At 71.6% G+C, this 19,344-nt stretch carries 11 protein-coding genes; 4 read left to right on the top strand and 7 right to left on the bottom strand.

What is annotated here, in order from left to right; genetic code table 11:
* Positions 1–106 precede the first annotated feature (106 nt).
* On the bottom strand, positions 107–1,375 hold the full coding sequence (locus tag MMA15_RS10665; RefSeq protein ID WP_241058869.1) for a PP2C family protein-serine/threonine phosphatase: 1,269 nt from the start codon (positions 1,373–1,375) through the stop codon (positions 107–109).
* Between the two features lie 402 nt (positions 1,376–1,777).
* Between MMA15_RS10665 and MMA15_RS10660 the strand changes: the two genes are divergently transcribed.
* Positions 1,778–3,091, top strand: coding sequence for a Vgb family protein (locus tag MMA15_RS10660; RefSeq protein ID WP_241058868.1), 1,314 nt, complete (start codon positions 1,778–1,780; stop codon positions 3,089–3,091).
* Between the two features lie 151 nt (positions 3,092–3,242).
* Here MMA15_RS10660 and MMA15_RS10655 read toward each other — a convergent pair whose 3' ends face one another.
* A complete protein-coding gene (locus MMA15_RS10655; RefSeq protein ID WP_241058867.1) occupies positions 3,243–4,550 on the bottom strand; it encodes a PucR family transcriptional regulator in 1,308 nt (435 codons plus the stop codon).
* Positions 4,551–4,847: 297 nt separating this feature from the next.
* Positions 4,848–5,522, bottom strand: a complete 675-nt coding sequence (locus MMA15_RS10650; RefSeq protein ID WP_241058866.1) for a hypothetical protein — start codon at positions 5,520–5,522, stop codon at positions 4,848–4,850.
* A gap of 254 nt (positions 5,523–5,776) precedes the next feature.
* Between MMA15_RS10650 and MMA15_RS10645 the strand changes: the two genes are divergently transcribed.
* Complete coding sequence (locus MMA15_RS10645) at positions 5,777–6,340, top strand: hypothetical protein (RefSeq protein ID WP_241058865.1); 564 nt, start codon at positions 5,777–5,779, stop codon at positions 6,338–6,340.
* Positions 6,341–6,614: 274 nt separating this feature from the next.
* Entirely contained in the window at positions 6,615–9,386 is a 2,772-nt protein-coding gene (locus tag MMA15_RS10640) for a phospholipid carrier-dependent glycosyltransferase (RefSeq protein WP_241058864.1), read from the top strand.
* A gap of 200 nt (positions 9,387–9,586) precedes the next feature.
* Here the strand turns inward: MMA15_RS10640 and MMA15_RS10635 are convergent, their stop codons facing one another.
* The 4 genes from MMA15_RS10635 to MMA15_RS10620 form a co-directional block, all read right to left on the bottom strand.
* On the bottom strand, positions 9,587–10,633 hold the full coding sequence (locus MMA15_RS10635; RefSeq protein ID WP_241058863.1) for a hypothetical protein: 1,047 nt from the start codon (positions 10,631–10,633) through the stop codon (positions 9,587–9,589).
* 429 nt (positions 10,634–11,062) lie between these two features.
* Positions 11,063–13,726 (bottom strand): glycosyltransferase, encoded by a 2,664-nt coding sequence (locus MMA15_RS10630; protein ID WP_241058862.1) that lies wholly within the window; start codon positions 13,724–13,726, stop codon positions 11,063–11,065.
* Positions 13,727–13,728: 2 nt separating this feature from the next.
* Complete coding sequence (locus tag MMA15_RS10625; protein ID WP_241058861.1) at positions 13,729–16,167, bottom strand: glycosyltransferase family 4 protein; 2,439 nt, start codon at positions 16,165–16,167, stop codon at positions 13,729–13,731.
* Positions 16,164–17,126, bottom strand: coding sequence for a glycosyltransferase (locus MMA15_RS10620; RefSeq protein WP_241058860.1), 963 nt, complete (start codon positions 17,124–17,126; stop codon positions 16,164–16,166). Before MMA15_RS10620 ends, MMA15_RS10625 begins: the two co-directional genes overlap by 4 nt.
* Before the next feature lie 728 nt (positions 17,127–17,854).
* Between MMA15_RS10620 and MMA15_RS10615 the strand changes: the two genes are divergently transcribed.
* Entirely contained in the window at positions 17,855–19,162 is a 1,308-nt protein-coding gene (locus tag MMA15_RS10615) for a PucR family transcriptional regulator (protein WP_241058859.1), read from the top strand.
* The last annotated feature ends 182 nt before the right edge of the window (positions 19,163–19,344 follow it).

The following is a 19,344-nucleotide window of genomic DNA, read 5'->3' as shown; positions in this document are numbered from 1 at the left end:
GCCTCGCGTGTGCCGTGGACAGCGGTGTCTTCGGTCGTGCCGGCCGGCGGGGCCGTGTGCGTGAGGGCGCCCGCCGTACTGCCACGGGCACCGCGTACCGGGCCGGTCAGCGTGGTCCCTCCAACTCGTCGACGGCGCTCGTGTCCTGGCCGCCGCGCCACTCGAGCATGAACAGCGTCGCGTCGTCGGCCGTCACCCAGCCGCGGCTCTGCCTCAACGTGTGTGACAGGGCCCGTACCGTCCCCCGCAGACCGTCGCCCGCACGATGCACGCGGTCGACCAGCTCCGCGAACCGTTCCTCGTCGAAGTCGGGCGCCGCCCCCCGGGGATTCACCTCGATGAGTCCGTCGGTGAAGCACAGGACCCGGTCCCCGGGGCGCAGCCGGTGTTCGCTGATCTCGGGAGGATCGCCGCCCAGACCCACGGGCAGGGCGGTGGGGGCCTCCAGATTCCCCAGGACGCGGCCTTCCCGCACCAACAGGGGCGACGGGTGACCGGCGTTGACGTATTCGAGGCTGCCGTCGGAGATGTTCAGCCGCATCATCTGCGCGGTGACGAAGTGCTCCGGCCCGAACAGTTCCCTGATCGCCTCGTCCATGGCGGAGTACGTGTCGGGCAGATCGCTGGGGAGGCGCCGCGCATGCCGGTAGGCGCCCAACGCGATGGTGGCGATGTTCGCGGCGCGGACGCCATGGCCGACCGCATCGAGCATCGCCGCGTGCAGCATGTTCCCGTTGAGGGCGTAGTCGAAGCTGTCGCCTGCCACGTCGTAGGCCGGCTCCAGGATTCCGGCGACCTCCGCCTGCGGTACGGACATCGCCAGCGGTGGCAGCAGCGACCACTGGATCTCCCCCGCCAGGCTCATCGGTTCGCGGCGGCGGGCCTGGAAGAACTGGTCGGTGTAGCCGTTCTTGGTGACCAGCATGTCGGCGACCAGCCCGGACAGGCGCCCCAGCAGCCGCCGGTCGTCGTCGTCCACGCTGTCCAGCGTGAGAGCCAGCACCCCCACCTGGTCGCTGCCGTCCAGCAGCGGCAGATACATCCGCACGCCGTGCTTCTCGCGGATCTCGACCGGGACCCCGCGCAGGAAGGCCGAACCGGCCGGGGAGTCGGCGATCGGCTCCGTCTCGGCGCCGTAGAGGCCCTTGCCCGGCAGCGGTACGAGCAGTAGCTGTGCGTAGTCCTGGAGCAGGATCGACACCTTGCGGCCGCCCACGCGGCCGACCTCTTCCGCGATCAAGGGGGCGATCAGATGGGGCGGCATCTCGTGCGCGCGGTCCAGCAGATCGCCGAGCAGCCGCTCGCCGAACCCCTCGGAGCGGTCCGTGCCGGCGCCTCCGGTGCCGACAGGCCCCTCATCCGCATCTCGCGCCATCGCAACCCTCCTGGACATATCCACACTGCACGCGGCGGCGACGCGTCGCGATTCGCACGCGTCGGGGGCGAGGCCGGGACGGTGGTGTACGGGCGGTGTACGGCGGCGCCGGGCAGGGCCATGGGCACGGGGCGGGCCAGGGCATTCATGCGTCGGGTGGTGGCGGTGTGGGCGTGGGGGCGTGGGGTGGCCGGGGTTACGCCAGTCGAAGGACACGGGGAAGGGGCGGGGCGCTGCGGCGGACGCCTGCGGGGGCGCGGAGCGTGTGGCATGTCCCGTCCTTGGCCTGTGTGTCCCGAATCGTCAATCGATCGGCTTCCAGGGGGCGTTGGCGGCGCATCGTCCCGGGTGGCGAGCAGTGTGGAACGTCCGCGCGGCAGCCGCTGAAGCCTGGAGGAAGACATGCAGCTGTTCACCCGCAATCGCCCCGGGGCCCGTCGTCCGGCCGCTGCCGGCCGGGCCGCTCGGCCAGGGCTGACCGCGCTGGCCGCGATGACGGTCGCCGGTATCGCCCTGGGGGGCGCCGCACCCGCGTACGCGGCGGAGGACGCGGACCCGGCGGCGGCCGATACGTCGGTGTCGTGCCCGTCGGAGAAGTGCCGTCAGGTCTTCGACCGCACCGATGCCACCGATGTCGACGTCGACAGCACCGGCAGGAACCTCTACATCACCGATTCGTCCGGCGAGGGGACGCTCTACCGCAAGAACCTCGACACCGGCGAGACGAAGAGGGTGGCCACCGGCATCGGTTGGAAGACCGTGCTCGCGGACGACGACACCGCCTACAACGTGGCTTGGGGCGACGACAAGGTGCGGCGCATCGACCTGACCACCGGCAACGTCGACGTCGTCACCACCCTGTCCAACCCGACCGACATCGAACTGGACGGCAAGGGCAACGCCTACATCTCGACCGCCCAGGGGTCGCACAAGCTCTACCGCCTCGACCTGGCCACGAAGAAGACCACCGAGGTGGCCGACGGCAGCTACTACATGCACGGAGTGGCCCTGGACCACAAGGGTCACGCGTACGTCAGCGAGATCGATTCCGGCGGGCACCTCTACGAAGTGGACCTCAGCGACAACACGAAGCGGGAGATCCCCGGGGGCGCCTACCACGACGTCGTCATCACCGGCTCCGGCCAGGCGTACGGAGTCCGGACGAACGGCGAACTGCACCGCATCGATCTGGCCGACGGCACCACGGAGAAGGTCGCCACCGGGATGGGCAGCGCCGTCTCCATCCGTTCCGATCGCGCCGGAGGAGTCTTCGTCGCCGCCCGCAACGACGGCCAGGTCTGGCACTTCCCCGACCTGGAAGCCCAGGACACGAAGGTCGCCCTCGACCCCGTCAGCCACATCACGGCCGTGCCGGGCGGGCCGGCGGTGCCGCGGCTGAAGGTCACCAACACCGGCAACGCCCGCATCGGCAACCAGGACGTCACCCTCAAGTTGGGCCCCGAGGGCGTGAAATGGGGCTTCAACGTGGTCTACCAGGACCGCGACGGCAACCTCGTCGAGACCCCGTGCCATGTCGTCGACGGCGACGCGGGGACCTCGCTGTGCAAGGACGTACCGCTCAACCTCGACCCCGGTCAGAGCGTCGAGCTTCGTACGGAGGTCAACACCGACAAGTCCCTCAAGCCCGGTGACATGCCGTCCATCACCTGGCACATCGCCGACCAGAGCGCGAAGACCGACTGGCTGATGAAGTAGCCCCCGGCTCCCGGCCCCTGCTGCGCCAAATCCCCCTCCCAGGTGCCCAGGCTCCGTCGACTGGGCGCCCGTTCGGCGGCCCGCGGAGCCGACGCGGGCCGCCGATGCGGCTGTTGGCGCACCCGGCGGCAGAGCCCGTACAGACCCGCCGTCAGCCCAGCCGGCGTCCCGCCTCCGCGCCCAGTTGTACGGAAAGCAGGAGCAGGGCGAGTTCGGCGCGCAGCCGGTGCAGGGGGTGGGCCAGGTCGAGGCCCGTCAGTCTGCGGATGCTGTGGAGCCGGTAGGTGAAGGTGTGGCGGTGAACGTACAGGCTGCGCGCGGCCGGAGTCGTCCGCAGCCCGTGTGCCAGATAGGCGCGGAGGGTGTCGAGGAGATGGCGGTGCCTGTCGCTGGTGCGGAGCGGGCCGAGGCAGGAGTCGATGAACGCCTCGTGCCGTGCCGGGTCCTGCTCCAGCGCACGGATGACGGGAAGGACCTGCTGGGCCTTGACCTGGTCGAGTCCGTAGTGGTGTGCCAGTCCCGCGGAGGCGATGGCGTGCCGCGCGGCGAGGGCGGTGTCGTCGTCGACGCAGGCGAGGCCGTGTGCGGGGAAACCCTCCGGGACGGTGGGGCGTTCGCGGGAGTAGCAGATCAGGCGGGAGTCGGTCACGGCGGTGAGCGCGTGCGGGTTGGCGGCGCGGAAGCGGCGCGACGCCGGGTGTGCGTCGGTGAGCCGGACGCTGGCCAGGCACCAGCGCAGCGGCGTCGCGATGTGCCCGGGCAGGTCCGCGGTGCCCGCACCGTGACCGCTGCCGCCGCTCAGCGTCTTCACCGTCTGCTCGATCTCGTCCACGGGTGAGGGCAGTTCGAGGCGTGCGTCGCGGTACCCGGCGGCGACGGCGGTGGTGGCGGTGGCCAGGATGCGTGTGAACTCCCCCTGGGAGGCGTCGAAATCGGGCCGGGCCGCCGTGTCGTGCCCCGCTGCTTCGCCGCGTGCGTCGTCGCGCCGCCGCCCACCGTCGTCCCCGTCGCCGCGGCCGAAGGGGCCGAAGCGGTCGTCGCGCGGGCAGTCGCCCGACTCGCCGTGCGCGCCCGGGTTTCCGGTCCCCGAGGCTCCTGCCTTGTCGTGCCGCCGGGAGATCTCGGCGGTGACGGCCTCGTCGATCAGGCGTGCACAGATGTGCTGTAGCAGTACGGCGTCCTCCAGCGGTACGTGACGGCTCGAGTGTGTGCGTCCGCGGCGGCGGAAGCGATGGGCGACGTCGGCGCCGGTGATGTCGCCCGCGAGCACGGAGAGCCACAGCGCGACGTCCTCCGCCACGTCGCGTACGGCCAAGTGCCCGGCGGACGCCGGTAGATGGGGCCCGTCGAGCAGTTGCCGGGCCAGTACTGGCGCCTCGCGCTGAAGTCTTCGTACGGCCCGTGCTCGCGGGGGAGAATCGCCGCACTCCAGGTGGGGCACGGGTCGGAAGGCGGCCATGGCGGCTCCTTTTGGGGGATACAAGACGTTGGCTGCGCGCGTCCGGACTGGGCAACGCGCCCTGGAGGCAGACCTGTTGGTCTGAGTCTCCGCTGAGTCGATCTTGAACTCGACTCTACGAACGCCGGTTTGCCCTTGTCAGGGCCGATCGGGTGAAGCAGCAGAAGTTGGATGATCTTGCTGTGGTGGGCGGCGTCAGCGGGCCGATCCCCGGAGATTTCCACCTACGCCGCGGTGCGTGTCCGGTAGCGGCGCGCGGGGCTCGCCCTGGCAGCTCCGTAAGGCCGGGCGTGGCCATCAGCGGGACGGAGGGTGCTGGGCGAAGACGGGACGGATGGCGTCGAGCACGGCAGCGCGCTCGGCGACCGGGAGGTCGTCCCCCTCGTCGCGGTAGTAGTAGTGGTCGAGGTAGGTCTCCGGGGTGAAGTCCCGCCCGAGGACGTATGGGCTCATGTCGAGCCCCGACTCGAAGTCGAGGTCGATGCCCTCCTCCGCGCAGTACGCCAGCAGCCCGTCGGCGATGTGCCAGTGGGCGCCGTCGTACCAGCACACCCCGGTCGCGGTCAGGAGTGTGGCGCCGGTCTCGGGGTCGGTCAGTGTGATGTTCTCGTACGCCCGGGTACGGTCCCCGGCGTATCGCAGGAGGTCGTCGGGGACGCCCCGGTAGTAGGTCCGCTGGAGCGCGAACTCGTCCGTCGGCCCGGGGAGGTTCAGCTCGCCCTCGTGCTCGAACGCGATCAGCAGTGCCCGGCCGTCGTCGGTGAAGTACCACTTGACGGACTGACCGCCGCTGTCGTTCCACGCGAACCGCGTCGCGCCGTCCACCCGGTAGGAAACGGACTTCTGCGAGAAGGTCCCGGGGCCGCCCGACAGCGCGGTGACGATCGCGGCGCGCCGGCGCAGCTCGGCCAGCGGGGTCGCGTCCAGCTCCGCGAGCAGGTGCGCCCCGTCCTGCTCGCTCTGTTGCTCCATGGCGGGCAGTCAAGCCGCACCCCGGACGGCACGCAACCAGGGGGCAGATCCAACTCCGCCCGCCCTGCCCCGCGTTGCGCCCCGACGAGCCCTCACCACACAGGAAGCGCGCTCCGAAGGGCTTCTACAGCGTGGCCAACTTGCACGTCCTTTCCGGTTGTTGAAAACCCCGCGTGCACATTCTCAATGCAGGTGCGGGCGGAACATCGGCGGAACTACTGCCGACGCCGCACCACATGGGTCAAGGAGGCTCCATGAATACCGTCAAGAGCCGGGGTCGGCGAAATGGGATGCGCAGGAAGTCCGCCAGGGCCGGAATCACCGCCGCGCTGGCTTTGGCCGCGATCACGGCGGGCGGGGGGACGGCCTTCGCAGCCGAGGGACCGCAGGTCATGGATGTCCCGGCCGACTCGGCCGGGAACATCTCCGTCGAGGGCGTGCCGTTCAGGACCGCTGTCCCCGGAAAGCCCGGATTCCCGGCGGTCAAGATTACGAATCGCGGCGGCAGCACCGTCGATTCGCTGCCGATCGACGTGAGGCTCGACTCCGACGGCCTGTCGTGGCCGTTCACCGAGCTGTTCAAGGACAGCGACGGAGAGCGGGTGGCGATGTGCGAACTCGACGAGAAGAACCGGAAGATGATGCATTGTGACGCCGAACTGAATCTTCACCCCGGTCAGTCGATCACGCTGCGCACCGAGGTCGACACCGCCGACAACCTCAAGCCCGGCGAACTGCCGCGCACCCAGTGGAAGGTTGACGGCCACGGGGAGACCACCGCCGAGGTGACGATGGTGGAAGGCGACGCTGCTCGCTGAGTCCGAGCAGGACGGCAAGACGGCGGCTGTCCCGCGCCCGTCCCGCGAGACCGCAGGAACGCTTTACGGCGAGGCCGGGATATGAGCGGGCCGACCAGGTACCGGGTCGGCCCGCTTGTGCTGAGCGGGCGGCTACAGGTCCGGTACGGCCGCTGAGAACACCCGGAGGAGAAGTGCGGCCACTGTGTCGATGGATGCGGGCCCGCCATTGATCGCGCCTCCCGCTGCTCGTGGGATGTAGCCCAGCCGACGAGCACAAAAGGGGCGTACGACGATGAATCTGCACAGCGCCTTGCCCGCCACCGAGGACTGGCGTGGGCGCCATGTGGTCGTGTGCGACCGATGGGAGACGTATCGATCGCGGCCTGTTCAGGGCGAGTCGGACGGCGCCGCGCCGCCCGGCAGCAGCGGGGACACCGACCGCGCTGACCACGCTGACCGCAGCGGCACCAGGAGCACCGGCAGTGCCCGGAGGACCGGCAGCGCCCGGCGTACCGGCCAGGGCGGATTCCACAGCACCGAGACCGCACGGGAACTCCATCGCGCGGGAGTGCGCGTCACATATCTGACGGCACGTCCGCGTGGTGCTGCCCGTCGCGAGACCACCGTGCACGGCACGGTCGTACGCGGAGGCGGGCGCCTCACCGTATGGCTGTTCGTGTTGCTGTGGCTGGCCCGGCACCGTCACACCGTCGACGCCGTGATCGACGTACGGAACGGCCTGCCGTTCTTCAGTCCCCTCGTGCTGCCGCGCCGAACTCCGGTGGCGCTGCTCGTACTTGCGGCGTCCCTGCGGCGAACCATCGATGGGCGCGGGCTCACTCGCCTCCCGGCGCACTCGGGCCTGCCGCGCCGAATCGGGGGCCTCCTGCGCCGAGTCGAGGTGTGCGCGGTCCGGCTGGTCTACGGGCGGCGCGCGCTGTGCACCGTCTTGCCTCCCTCTTCCCGCGACGCTGCCTGCTCCCGCGACGCCGTCTCTCCTGCCCCCGCGCCTTCCCCCGCCGCGGTCCGCGCGAGCCTCGGCTGGCGGGGGCCGATCTATCCGGCGCCGCCGGGTCCCGCGAACGCCGCGCACCTTCTGGCCGCGCTCGCCGCCGAGCACCAGCGGCTGCATGCGCACGGGCCGCCGCACCGACTACCGAGCGACGCCCGCACGTTGGTCACCCTGCCGCGTACCGCCCTTGACGACGCCGACCTGGCGGCCCTGCACGTCACCGACCTCGTCGACGCCTCGACCCCCCGCTCATCGCTGCTGCTTGCGGGCACCGGCGAACACGGCGCCCACGAGGTACTGAAACGCATCGGGATCGACCCGTCCGACGAGCACGTCGAGATCCGTACCGCCCGCGACGACGAAGCGCTCGCACGGCAGCAGGACGTATTCGGACGGCACCAGTACGCCCCCGTGAGGGCGCCGCTCGCCGAACCGCCCCGGCCCCCGCGCCCGACTCGGGCCCCACGGGCGGCAGTCGGTCTCGCCGCCCTCTGCGTCTTCGCCTTCGTCCTGCGGATGACCGCCATCGACAGCGCCTACGACCTCCACGTGGACGAGTGCTACTACGTCGAGGTCGGCCGCAGCATCGCACGCGGCGAAGGACCGGCCTACCACGGCGGCTACTTCGCCCTGCACCCGCCCGCGTTCTTCGCGGTGCTGGCGGGCGTACTCCAAGTCATCGGCGACAAGGGCGATCTGATGACCGACGTGCTCGCTCTCAGGCCGGTCAGCGCGGTCCTCGGCGCCGTGACGGTGCTTGCCGGGACCCTGCTGCTGCGCCGGGCGGCGCGTCCCGCCGTCGCCTGGGCGGTGGGGCTTCTCCTCGCCCTCGACCCGTTCCTCAACCGCTTCGACAGCCGCGCCATGCTGGAGGCCCAGGCCATGGCCGCCACCGTCGTGGGCCTGCTGATCCTCGCCCGTACGCCGCCGGTTCGCCGCGCCCGTATGGCGTCGGCCGTGGGGGCGGGCCTGGCGTTCGCCGTGGCGGTCACCACCAAGGACTGGTACTGCCTGATCACCTTTCTGCCTGTCGGTGTGCTCGGGCTGTCCTCCACCGGTGCGGTGCGGCGGATGAGGCTGACGGCGGCCGCCGTCACCGCCGCCGGTTACGGGAGCTATGTCGCCGTGACCGCCGCGACGGGGGGCTGGTCCGCGTGGCGGGAGCAGAAACTCGACGGCATCCTCCGGGCGTCGGGCGTCAAGCAGATCACCGGATTCGGCAGCCCGCACAACACCACCGACCTGCACGGGCGGCTGCTCGCCCACCTCGACCACTACCTCGTGCCGTACGGCCTGATCGGGCTCGGCGCCTGTGCTACCGGATGGCTGCTGTGGTGCCGCCGGCGGCATCCCGGGCTCTTCGCCGGCTCTCCCGCACGCTCGCTGATCACGGCCGTGGCGGCCTGCTCGTATCCCGCCGACGCCTACGCCGTCGTATGGGGCACCACCGAGGAGCAGATGTTCTATCCGACGGTGATCCTCAGCGCCCTCGCCTTCGGTCTGGCCATGCACCTCTACCCGCAGGCCCGGACCCTGGGAGGCGTCCTCCCCGGCCGTACCCGTAGCCGTAGCGGGAGCGGGAGCCGCAGCGGATACCGACGCCGCAGGAGCCGTATCGCCGCGGCGCTGCCGCTGCTGCTCGCGGCGCTCGCGCTCAGCCTGGACGCCCGCGCCTGGACCCGTGTCCACACCAGTCCCGACGACGCCCACCGGCGCACCCGTGTCTGGGTGGACAGCCACATCCCCCGTGACGCCACGATCGCGGCCACCGACGACACCGTGCCCCAGGCCATTCCCCGCGCCCTTCAGCGCGACTTCGACGGCCCGGAGGATCTGGCCCGTATGCGCCCCGGCTATCTGGTGGTCTCCAGGGAGCTGATCGCCCAGGGCTACACCACGATCACACCGGGCCTGTACGCCGGACTCGGCCGCTATGCCCGCCTCGTACACCGCGAACCGGGCGCCACCGCAAAGGCGTTGGAGATCTACGAGCTGCGCCGCTCTGCCAACGCGCATACACGCGACGCGCCTACGCGTAAGGACCGGCGATGAGCGCCTGTCGTGGACGAGCCGCCGGCGGCAGCCGGAAGGCGGTCCGGCTGCCGCAGCGCAGGTTTGGCCTCCTCGCGAAGCGAGCCGCGGCCAAGTCACCAGGGCCAAGTCACCACATGGTCAGGCAACTTCGGGGCCCCTCAGCTCGACTCCGGGGCCTTCGGCTCGGCTCCGGGGCCCTCGGTTCGACTCCGGGGCCGTCAGCCCACGATCTTCACCTCGCCGTGCGCGGAGCCCAGCTCCCCGACCTGGAAGCGGACGGAGGGCAGATCGCCCTCCCGCAGGTCGCTGCCGGTCTTGATCTCCGTCTCCAGCCGGACCGTACGGCCCGGTTCGATGTTCAGCGGAACGGCCGGGCACACGGCCTTGACCGTCGGATACTCGGTAACCGTGCACGGGTGGGAGGTCTCCCCCTCCTCGCGCTTGACGATGACGGCCTGCGCCCGCAGGAAGGACACGCCCTTGGGCCCGGGAGTGAGGACGACCCTCTGCTCCCCGATCCGGACCCTCCCGGTGTTGGCGACGTCCACGGCGACCACGGCCGTGCTGCCCGCACGCGCCGTCAGGAAGGGCACCGCGGTGAACGCGACCGCCAAGTCCCCCGGGGCGGGCGCCTTCTCCGTCACGGAGACACCGGTGACGTCCGCGCCCGTCAGCCCCTGATACGCGGGCACCAGGTCGTCGGTGGCCGACACGGGCCCTGTCATGTCCTGCACCCGGATCCTCGTCAGGGACGACCTGGCCGTGAACTCGACGCTCTCCTGCCGCCACCGCGGGTCGTTGTTCACGTTGTTGGGCGCCTTCCCTCCCTTCTGGACCCGGGAGATCTTCGCCGCCAGCGGTGCGCCGGTCTCGGCGTCGGTGGCGCTGGCCTGTGCTCCCATCTGCGCGATGCCGGTGCCGCCGTACATGTCGTAGCCGAGCCAGTACCGCAGTTCGTACGTCGCTCCCTTACGGGTGGCGATCTCCTGCTCGACGAATCCCTGGGCCTCCCAGCCGTTGAGGTCGAGCGCATTGGCCCCGGGAGGCGCTCCGGGAGGCAGGATCATCCTCCCGTTTTGATTCGCGGCCGTGTCGGGGTTCTGCGTGTAGAGGGTGATCGCCTGGTACCTCTTGCCGATCGCCGCGTCGGTCTTCCAGTGAGTGAGCGACGTATGGCGGTCCTTGGCGAAGTCGACGAGCTTGAGAAAGCCGTCGGTGCCCCAGCCGGAGCCGACCTGATAGCTCTGGAACCAGGGATCTTTCACCAGATTCGTCTCCTGACCGGCATCCGGTCGCTGTTCGGAAGCCGCCGACGAGTCTGTCGATGACGATGGTGTGACGGACATGGCTCTTCCTCCTGTGTCGTTCCGTCACCGCCGTCCGGCGGTGCTCACACAGGACTCGTCGCCGACCTCGAATTCCCCGAACCGGCCGCGAGCCGAAGGTTCTACAGATCGGCCAGAGGCCGGGCCTTCGGAGAGTCGCGCAATGAAAAGCGTGGGATCAAAGGTGTGGGATCAAAAGCGTGGAAGCTAGGCCGTGGGATGAAGAGCGTGCGATGAAAGGCCCGCCGTTCGCCGAGTGAACTCGCCCCGGAATTGCGTGTGCTGGGAATGCGTGGCCGGGATGTGCGTGGAGTGCCGGGCACGACGCGGAGCGCCGGGCACGACCGCCGCCCCCGGCGAGACGTCACCTCACTGTGCCCGGCCGGCGTCCTCGTTGCGCTCCCGGCCCACGGCCCGTTCGTAGAGGGCGAGTTGGGCGCGTGCCACGGCGTCCCAGTCCAGATGCGCGACCGTCGCGGGCCCCGCCCTCCCGAGGCGGCGGCAGCGGGCGGGGTCGGCGGCGAGGTCCGCCAGGGCGTCCCCGTACGCGCGGACGTCCTCGGGGGGTACGCGTACTCCCACGGCGTCGGTGACGAGATCGCGCACATTCGGAATGTCGAAGGCCAGGACGGGCGTACGCGTCGCGAGGGCTTCCGCGGCCACGAGTCCGAACGTCTCGTAGCGGCTGGGCACGCAGACCAGTCGGGCACCGGCCAGAAGCGCGTAACGGACGGCCCCTTCGACGCGTCCGAGCCAGCGGGTCCGCCCCTCGACGCCGAGCTTGCGGGCGAGCGAGCGTGCGGTCTCGGCGTCCGGCCCGTCGCCCGCGATCAGCAGATCGCAGGTGGTGCGCGGGGCGGCCGACGCGTAGGCGCGCAGCAGCAGATCGAGTCCCTTGGAGCTGGTCTCAAGACGTCCGAGATACAGGACGTGTTCGCGTGCGGCGCCCGCGGGGGCGGTGAACGCGGCGCGGTCGATCCCGTTGGGCAGCGCGGTGACTTGGGCGCCGGGGCGGCGGCGCCGCAGCTCGGCGGCGAGTCCCTCGCTGACCGCGACGAGCCTGCTGTGGGAGCGCAGGCCCAGGCGTTCGACGAGATGGAAGGGCAGCCCGTACTGCTCGGTCTTCTCGGCGGCGGCGAGCCACTGCACCACTCCTACGACGGGCCGCCGCGTCAGCCATGGAACGCAGACCGACGAGAAGGGCGCGGCGAAGTCCTCTACGACCAGGTCGGGGTCCATCCGGCGGATCAGCCGCCACAGACCGGCCAAGACGGCGCAGAAATAGGCGAGTCGGCAGAGCGTCCCACTGCGGTTGAGGGGGCCGAGCCGCCCGGGGAGCGGCAGGTAGCGGACGCCGTCATGGACCGTGGGGGTGCAGCCGGGCCCCGGCCATGGTGCGCAGACGGCGGTCACCTCGACTCCGTAGGAGGCCAGGCGGCGGTTGACCTCGTGCGTACGCACGGAACCACCGCCGGCACCGGGGCTGCGGGGGTCCTCGAAGGCGAGGTGCAGCACCCGCAACGGCCCTTGTGTACGGGTGGGTTGACGATCCCGTACGGCGGCCGGTGCCGTGGCGGCGAGGGCCAGGACGGCGAGGCACCACAGCGCCGTATGCCCGCGCAGCGCGTAAAGGACGCAGGCGACGGCGGCGGCCGTGGCGCACCATGCGGCGGCGGTTCGCCACAGCGGCGATGCGATCCGGCGTCCGGCCAGGACGAGTGAGGCGGCGGCGGTGACCGTGGTGAGCAGGGCGGCGCTCCAGGCGAGGCGGACGGGCTGGCCCGCGGTGGCCGCGTACAGCAGGGCACCGGCCGGGCAGGCGGCGGCGAGCAGCCGGATCTGCTGCCGCAGCGGACCCCAGGCGAGGAAGACCGTCGCGGTCACGGTGAGGGTCGCGGCGGCCACGCCCGCGATGCCCAGCGGCAGCAGCAGCGCCGCGGAGCCGGCGTAGGAAGGGGGCACGACCAGCGCGAGCAGCGGCCGGGGGCAGGTGACGACGGCGACGGTGATGGTGAGGGCCGCCGCCCAGTGGAGCCGAAGGGCTCTGTGTACGGGTGTGCGGTCGATGCGTTCATGGGCGGTCGGTGTGGAAGCCGATGCCGCGGGCTGTGTGGTGACCGGTGTGGTGGCCAACTGCGGTAGCAGTACGGCCGCCAGAGCGGTCGCCGCGTACAGCGGGACGCGGGCGAGCACCAACAGCGCCTGATACGGGGCGAGTTCGGGGCTTCCGGAACGCACGGCGGTCGCTACGACGACGTCCAGGGACGGCAGCAGGCACATCAGGGCCTGGGCGCCGCCGATGGACGCGGCCCGCCGCCAAGGGGCCCGCCGCCCGGTTGCCGGGCCGCCGCCTGCCGGGCCTGGCGGTGGCCTGTGCGGCGCGGACGGAGTCCGGCACGGAAGGGGGCGCCGGTCGGACAGGAAGGCCGCACCGGCGGTGGCCGCCGCACCGGCCGCGATACCGGCGACGGCCCCCGCGCTGCTGCGGCCCACGAAGAGGAAGGCGAGCGAGGCGACGGCACGGACGGCCGCCTCGGCGGGCCAGAGCACGGCCAGCCGCCCGAAGTCCTGGCGGCTTTGCAGCAATCCCGCGCCCGTGGCGTTGGTCCACAGCAGCACGGCGGCGGCTGCGACCGCGGCCGTCAGGGCGGGACCGGCGTAGGTGGCACAGGCGGCGCAGGCTCCGGCGGCACAGATCAGTGCGTAGACACCGGCCGTACGCAGGCAGAGCCTTACGCCGCGCGCCCGCTGGACGGGCCCGTGGGGACGGTCGGCCAGCTCCCGCGTCACCAGGGCGGGCATCGTGGCGCCCGCGAACGTGCCCACGGCGAGCAGGACGTTGGAGGCCGTGGCGTATCGGACGTACTCGGCCGGAGCCAGCAGGTGGACCATGAGCAGGGAAAGGCCGTAGTTTCCGGCACCGGCCAGCAGAGTGGCGCAGGTGAGCGCGGCAGCCGCACGTGAAGTCCGGAGCTGCGGCGGGGAGTCGGCGTTCGTCCGGGAGCCGCCGGCCGTGGTCTGTGTTGCGGGCATGGTCAACTCGCCTGCTCTTCGGGGCGGTTGGAGAGCGACGCCGGACGAGTGCCGGGGCGGGCGCGGGGGAGCGGCCCGCCGGTCGCGGTGGTCCTGTCGGTCGCGGTGGTCCCGGAGATCGCCTGTTTGCCCTGGCAGGCGCCCTCGCCGTGGAACCCGCGCAGCGCGTGTGCCGCGGCGAGAGCCAGACAGGCAGACGCGGCGATCGACTGCGTGTGGCAAAGCCGCACTTCGAAGGCGCCGCAGGCCATGGCGTAGGCGAGATGGACCAGTCCCGCCGCGCACCACGCGGTGATCAGGAAGGGCGACGGACGGTCCGGCGCGGCGAGTTGGTCAGCCTTCCGCGTGTTCCGTGCCGGGCGGGCCGGTGCCGGGCGGCCCGGTGGTGCTGTACGGCCTGGTGCCGTACCGCCCGTTGGAAACGCCGTCTCCGCCTCCTGACGGCGTACGCATCGCCACAGCAGCCATAGGACCGTCAGCGTCCCCAGCGTCGTCACGGTGCAGCCGACGACGAACTGCGGGAAGGCGCCCGCCCGTTGGACCGGGCTCCACAGGCCCCACGGTTCGCGGGCCAGGTCGCCCGCCGCGATCGCTACGTACATGCCGCACGCGGCGACCACGACGGCGATGAGGCACACGGCCCCCTCGCGTTCCGCGGCGCGGCGGCAGGAGAGGACCGCGACGGGAAGCACTCCGGTCAGGGCGTACGGCTCCCCGGCGGCCACGGCGACGGCGAACAGCACACCGGCGACCGAGGCCACGGCCACGACCGGAGGCCGAAACATCCCGGGCACTGCGGCCACCCAGCGGGGCAGGGCCGAACCCGCCCCGGCGGCAAGGCTGTTCGGGGACCGGCGGCTGGGGGACGGGCCGTCGAGCGCCCGGCCGTCCGGCTTCCGGGGGTACGGGACCCGGCGTTCCTGGTTCCGGCGGGCCTGGCCGTCGCCCGCCGACGGATGCGCGCGCCAGCCCAGCAGATCCCGGTGCCGGGCCAGCCGTACCCCGATCCGGTCGTCGTACGGGTCCAGCCCCATCCGTACGAGCGTTCCTCGCGCGTCCTGCTCGTCGGCCCCGGTGAGAAGCAGCGCGGCCTGCCTGTCGCCCGTCTCCGCCAGATCGGTCGGCCGCAGGACGCTCGCATCCGCCGCGTCGAACATCTCGCGGGGCAGCGTCACCACGGTGCAGGCGTCGCTCATGGGCCGCAGGCCGAAGTCACCGCGCAGGCGCAGCCGTTCGGCGGTCAGCGCGGACAGCAGGTGCGCCGCGGTGGCCGTCCAGGTGAACCTGGCGCTCCACTCGCGGCAGGCCGTGGAGAAGAGTGCGTACTGGTCCGGGTCGCGCAGCGTTCGCAGCGCCTGATCGAGCGTCCTCACAAGCTGCCCCGGGCCCTCCTTGTCCTCCTTGTCCTCCTTGCCCTCACGGCCGTCCTCGCCGTCCTCGCCGTCTTCGCCGTCCTCGCCCTCCTGGGCCAGCCAGCCGGTGCGGCCGGGCCGTACGGTGTCCCGCAGACCCGGTACGTCATAGGCCACCGTCGGCACCCCGAGGGCGGCCGCCTCCATGACCGACAGGCCCCAGCCTTCGCGTGGTGAGGGGAGCGCGGTCAGCCACGCCGACGCCACCAGGGCGTCACGGGCACGGGCGGGCAGCCGCCCATGGAGGACCACCGAGCGGCCCACGCCGAACCCGGCGGCCAGGCGCTGGAGTTCGGCCCGCGCCGCCCCGTCCCCGACGATGTGCAGCTCCGTACCCGGCTGTAGCCGCAGCAGCAGCGGCATGGCACGGATCAGACGGTCCAGGCGCTTCTGACGGGCCAGCCTGCTCACGCACACGATGCGGGGACGAGCCGCCCGTGGGCCGGGGGTCCCGGGCGTAAGCCCCGGAGGCGCGAGATACACCGGGCCGCGCAGGCCCAACCGCGAGCGGATCTCGGCCCGGGACGAAGGGGACACCGCGCACACCGTCCGCCGCCCGTAGACCAGGCGGCTTCCGGTGGCCTCCAGCCATCTGCCCAGCACGGCGAGGGGGAGGGGGAGCAGCGCGAACTGCTGCTGATGGACGTGGTGGATGAGCAGCAGTACGGGAGTGCGGCGGCGCAGCACCAGGGGCGCGAAGAAGGGGATTCCGTTCTGGGAGTCGATGACGCCGTGCACCCCGCGGCGATGCAGCAGCAGCCACAGCAGCACGAACGGATAGACCGTGTAGCGCCCGCCGCCACGGACGACCGTGCCGTACGGCGTGCGTTCACGCCGGGCGCTGCCACGGGGCCTGGCCGTGAGAAAGGTGACGAGGACTCCGGCGTCGTGTAGTTCGCGGGCGACCCGCTCGCAGTACAACTCCGCGCCGCCCGCCTGAGGATGACGGCCGTCACGCCAGTTGGCGATCACCACATGACGGCCTCGCCAGCGGTCCGTTCCGGGGAAGGACTCCCGCAGGCGGCTCACGACGCGCGCCCCTTCTTCGCAGGGGCGGCCTTCGCGGGGACGGCCTTCGCGGGGACGGGCTGCGCGTGGACGAGCTGCGCAGGGGCGCACTCCACGGCGGGGGTTCCCGCAGCGGTGCCGTACTGCCGCACACCATTCCGCCGCTCGCCGTGCCGAGGCTCATTCCGTCCCTCGCCGTGCCGCTTCTCGGCGGAGCGCGCGAGGCGGTGGTGCAGCCGCCACAGGTCGACCGCGGCCCGGCAGCCGTCGCTCACCAGCCGGAACGTAGACCCCTGCCGGTCGCTCCACGCCACCGGGAACTCGACGGTGCTCAGCCCGAGCGCACGGGCACGTGCCAGCACTTCGAGGTCGAAGGCGAAGCGGGTGCACGTCACGTCGGCGAACAGCGGCAGCACCGCGGCCGTGGCGAAGAACTTGAACCCGCACTGCGTGTCCGCCACCGGTCCCGCCAGCCCCCGTGCCAGGAAGCGGAATCCGCAGCCGCCCAGCCGCCGGGAGAGCGGCTGGCGCACGACCATGCGGGCGCCCGCGCAGCGACGGGAGCCGACGACCACCTGCCAGCCCTCGCGCAGCAGCGTCAACGCGTCGTCCAACGCATGGGCGGGAGTGGCGAGATCGGCGTCGCAGAAGCCCGTCCAGCGCGCACGGGAGGTGAGCACCCCTCGTGCGACTGCCGCTCCCTTGCCGGGACTCGCACAGCCGGTGACGGTGACCGGCAGCCCCAACGCGGCGAGCCGGTCGACGCATTCGGCCGTGCGGTCGCTGCTGCCGTTGTCGACCACGCGGACCCCGCTGGTCAGCGGCAGCCGCCGAAGATGGCCCGTGAGAGCCCGTATCGTCGCCTCGATGCGGTGTTCCTCGTTGTAGGCGGGAACGATGACTTCGAGGTCGAGCAGTTCGGCGGGCCCGGCCGGCCGGGCAGGGGACTCGCTCGTGCCCGGGGAACACGGCAGTGACATGTTGGGCGTCGCTCCTTGGTCGGTGGCGCAACCGCCCCCGGCCGCAGCGCGGTCGGTCGTCTGCCGCCCCGGCCCGTGTACGTGAGCACTCCCGCCGGCCTCACGCGGAAGAGTGCCGGGAGTGCGGTCGGCGTGCGGTGTGCACGGCCGTGACCGGGACCGGGCGGCGCCGAAGACCTGTCCCGCTGGGACGGGGAGAGTGCTCGGCACAATGAGCACCTGATGGCCAGGACGAATTCGGATACCGGCGGAGGCGATTCGTCGCTCCACTGCCGTACACGAGACCCCGGAATCGAAGCTCCCCGAAAGGCGGCGGCCGTTTTTAAGGCCACGCTGTACAATCCCTTGCCCTGATGCCCGTGAAGTGCGGTCCGACTACTGCACAAGGTGATGTTCAACAATTCGAAATCGGCGTAGCGCAGGGCCTGTTGACGGCTTTGGCCTGCGGATATCGCCGGAGCGCGGGATGCGTTCGCGGTGGCCGCGGAGGATTCCCAAATCGTCGTGCCCGCAATCATCGATTGCCGATACGCCACACCCGCAAGGCCGACTTTGTCCAACATGGCGTCCGCTTCCGGGGAAACGCCGCCGACTTTATGCACGTTGTCGATTGTCGGCGAGAACGCGCCACTCCCACGCTTGAGTCAAGGCCCGGCAGCGCCATGCGTAAAGGGCGCGCTGAACCGAGGCATTACCCATAGCCAGGAGTGTTCGTGCACCATCCTTCCTTGCCTGAGATCTCCGGCCTCCCCGCCCGTGTCACCGCGCCCGCTCCGCGCTGTGCCGTCGACGACGGACGCGACCGCCGGGCGGAGTCGCTGGCTCGCCGACTTCTGGCCGAGCCCCTCGTCCAACGGCACTTCGCAGACCGGCTGAGCCTCACGGTGGCCGTGGACGACATGACGCTGTGGCTCACCGTCGCCCGTGGCCGCGTACCGGCGACCGCTCTGCGCTCAAGGTTCAAACAGCGCTTCGACGTTCACCGGGCCGCGGGCCTGTCGGCGGAGGAGAGCCTGCTGCTGCACCGGGCCTACGTCCGTACGCTCACCCGGGACAGATCCCCGGCCACCTCGTCGCAGCCCATGACACATGCGCTGAGGCGCGGGATGGAGGCCGCGGCGGCGGCGAGCGTGGCAGCGCACGGGGGTGCGGCCGGCGGTGTGGGCGGTGGTGGGGTCGGCGGCACGGTCGGTACGGGCCGTGAGGCGTCGCGTACGTCCAACGACCGTGTCTACGACGGGAGTTACGACACGGCCCGCTCCCACGACACGGCCCACGACACGGCCCACGACGCAGCCCACGACAAGGCTCTCGACACGGCACACGAGCGCGCCGACGACCGCGCCCACGGCTCCCACGACCGCGTCCATGAACGACCGCTGTCGCATCCGCCCCTGGCGCCGTCGCCACCGTCGCTGTCGTCCGGCGTGCGGCACCCGGCGCCCCGCTGGTGCCTCGCGGTGATCCTGGCCGCCGACGGGGAGAGGGAGGCCCTGCGGCGGTTCCGCGGGGCGAACCCCGACGCGCTGATCACCGTGACCGGGACCCATGTCTGCGTCTTCACACGGGAACGTCCCCGCTCACCCGAAGTCCTGGGTACGTACGCACTGGTCGTGGTGGAGGACGGCGACACCTCGCGCGCCGCACGGCGGGCCGCCCTCGCCGCCGTCGTCGCACGCCACTACGGTGCACCCTTCGACACCCGGCAAGGACTCCCGCTGATCGCCGCGCTCGACATGCCGCCGGACGACCGGGCCGCCTTCGTCAAGGCCTGCCTGGGCCCCCTGGTGACCGACAGCAGCTGTCGCCATCTGCTGGACACCCTGGCCGCCTTCCTGGCCCACAACCTCTGCGTCACCGCGACCGCGCGCAGCATGTACGTGCACCGGCACACCTGCACCTACCGGCTGCGCGCCATCCGGAAGTTGACGGGACTCGACCCGTACAAGCCCTTCGACCGGATGCGGGCGGAGTTCGCTCTCATCCTCAGTCGCGCGGACTCTCCCTGGACGACTCCCAGGAGGCGCGGCGCCTGAGACCCGAGGGCGCCTGCCTGGACGAGGCGCGGTGGAGCACGGCTCGCCGGACCCGGAGCGACGAGAGCGCCGGGTCCGGCTGTCGTGTTCTTTCGTGTGTTCAGGGATCTACGACGTCGACTCTTCGTTCCCGGGAGCCAGTTGCCCCGTGAGGGAGTACGCACCGGGCAGCGGACGCGGCC

The sequence above is a fragment of the Streptomyces marispadix genome (assembly GCF_022524345.1).
In the GTDB taxonomy this organism is placed as follows: Bacteria; Actinomycetota; Actinomycetes; order Streptomycetales; family Streptomycetaceae; genus Streptomyces; species Streptomyces marispadix.
This window is presented reverse-complemented; position numbering and strand designations above follow the sequence as displayed.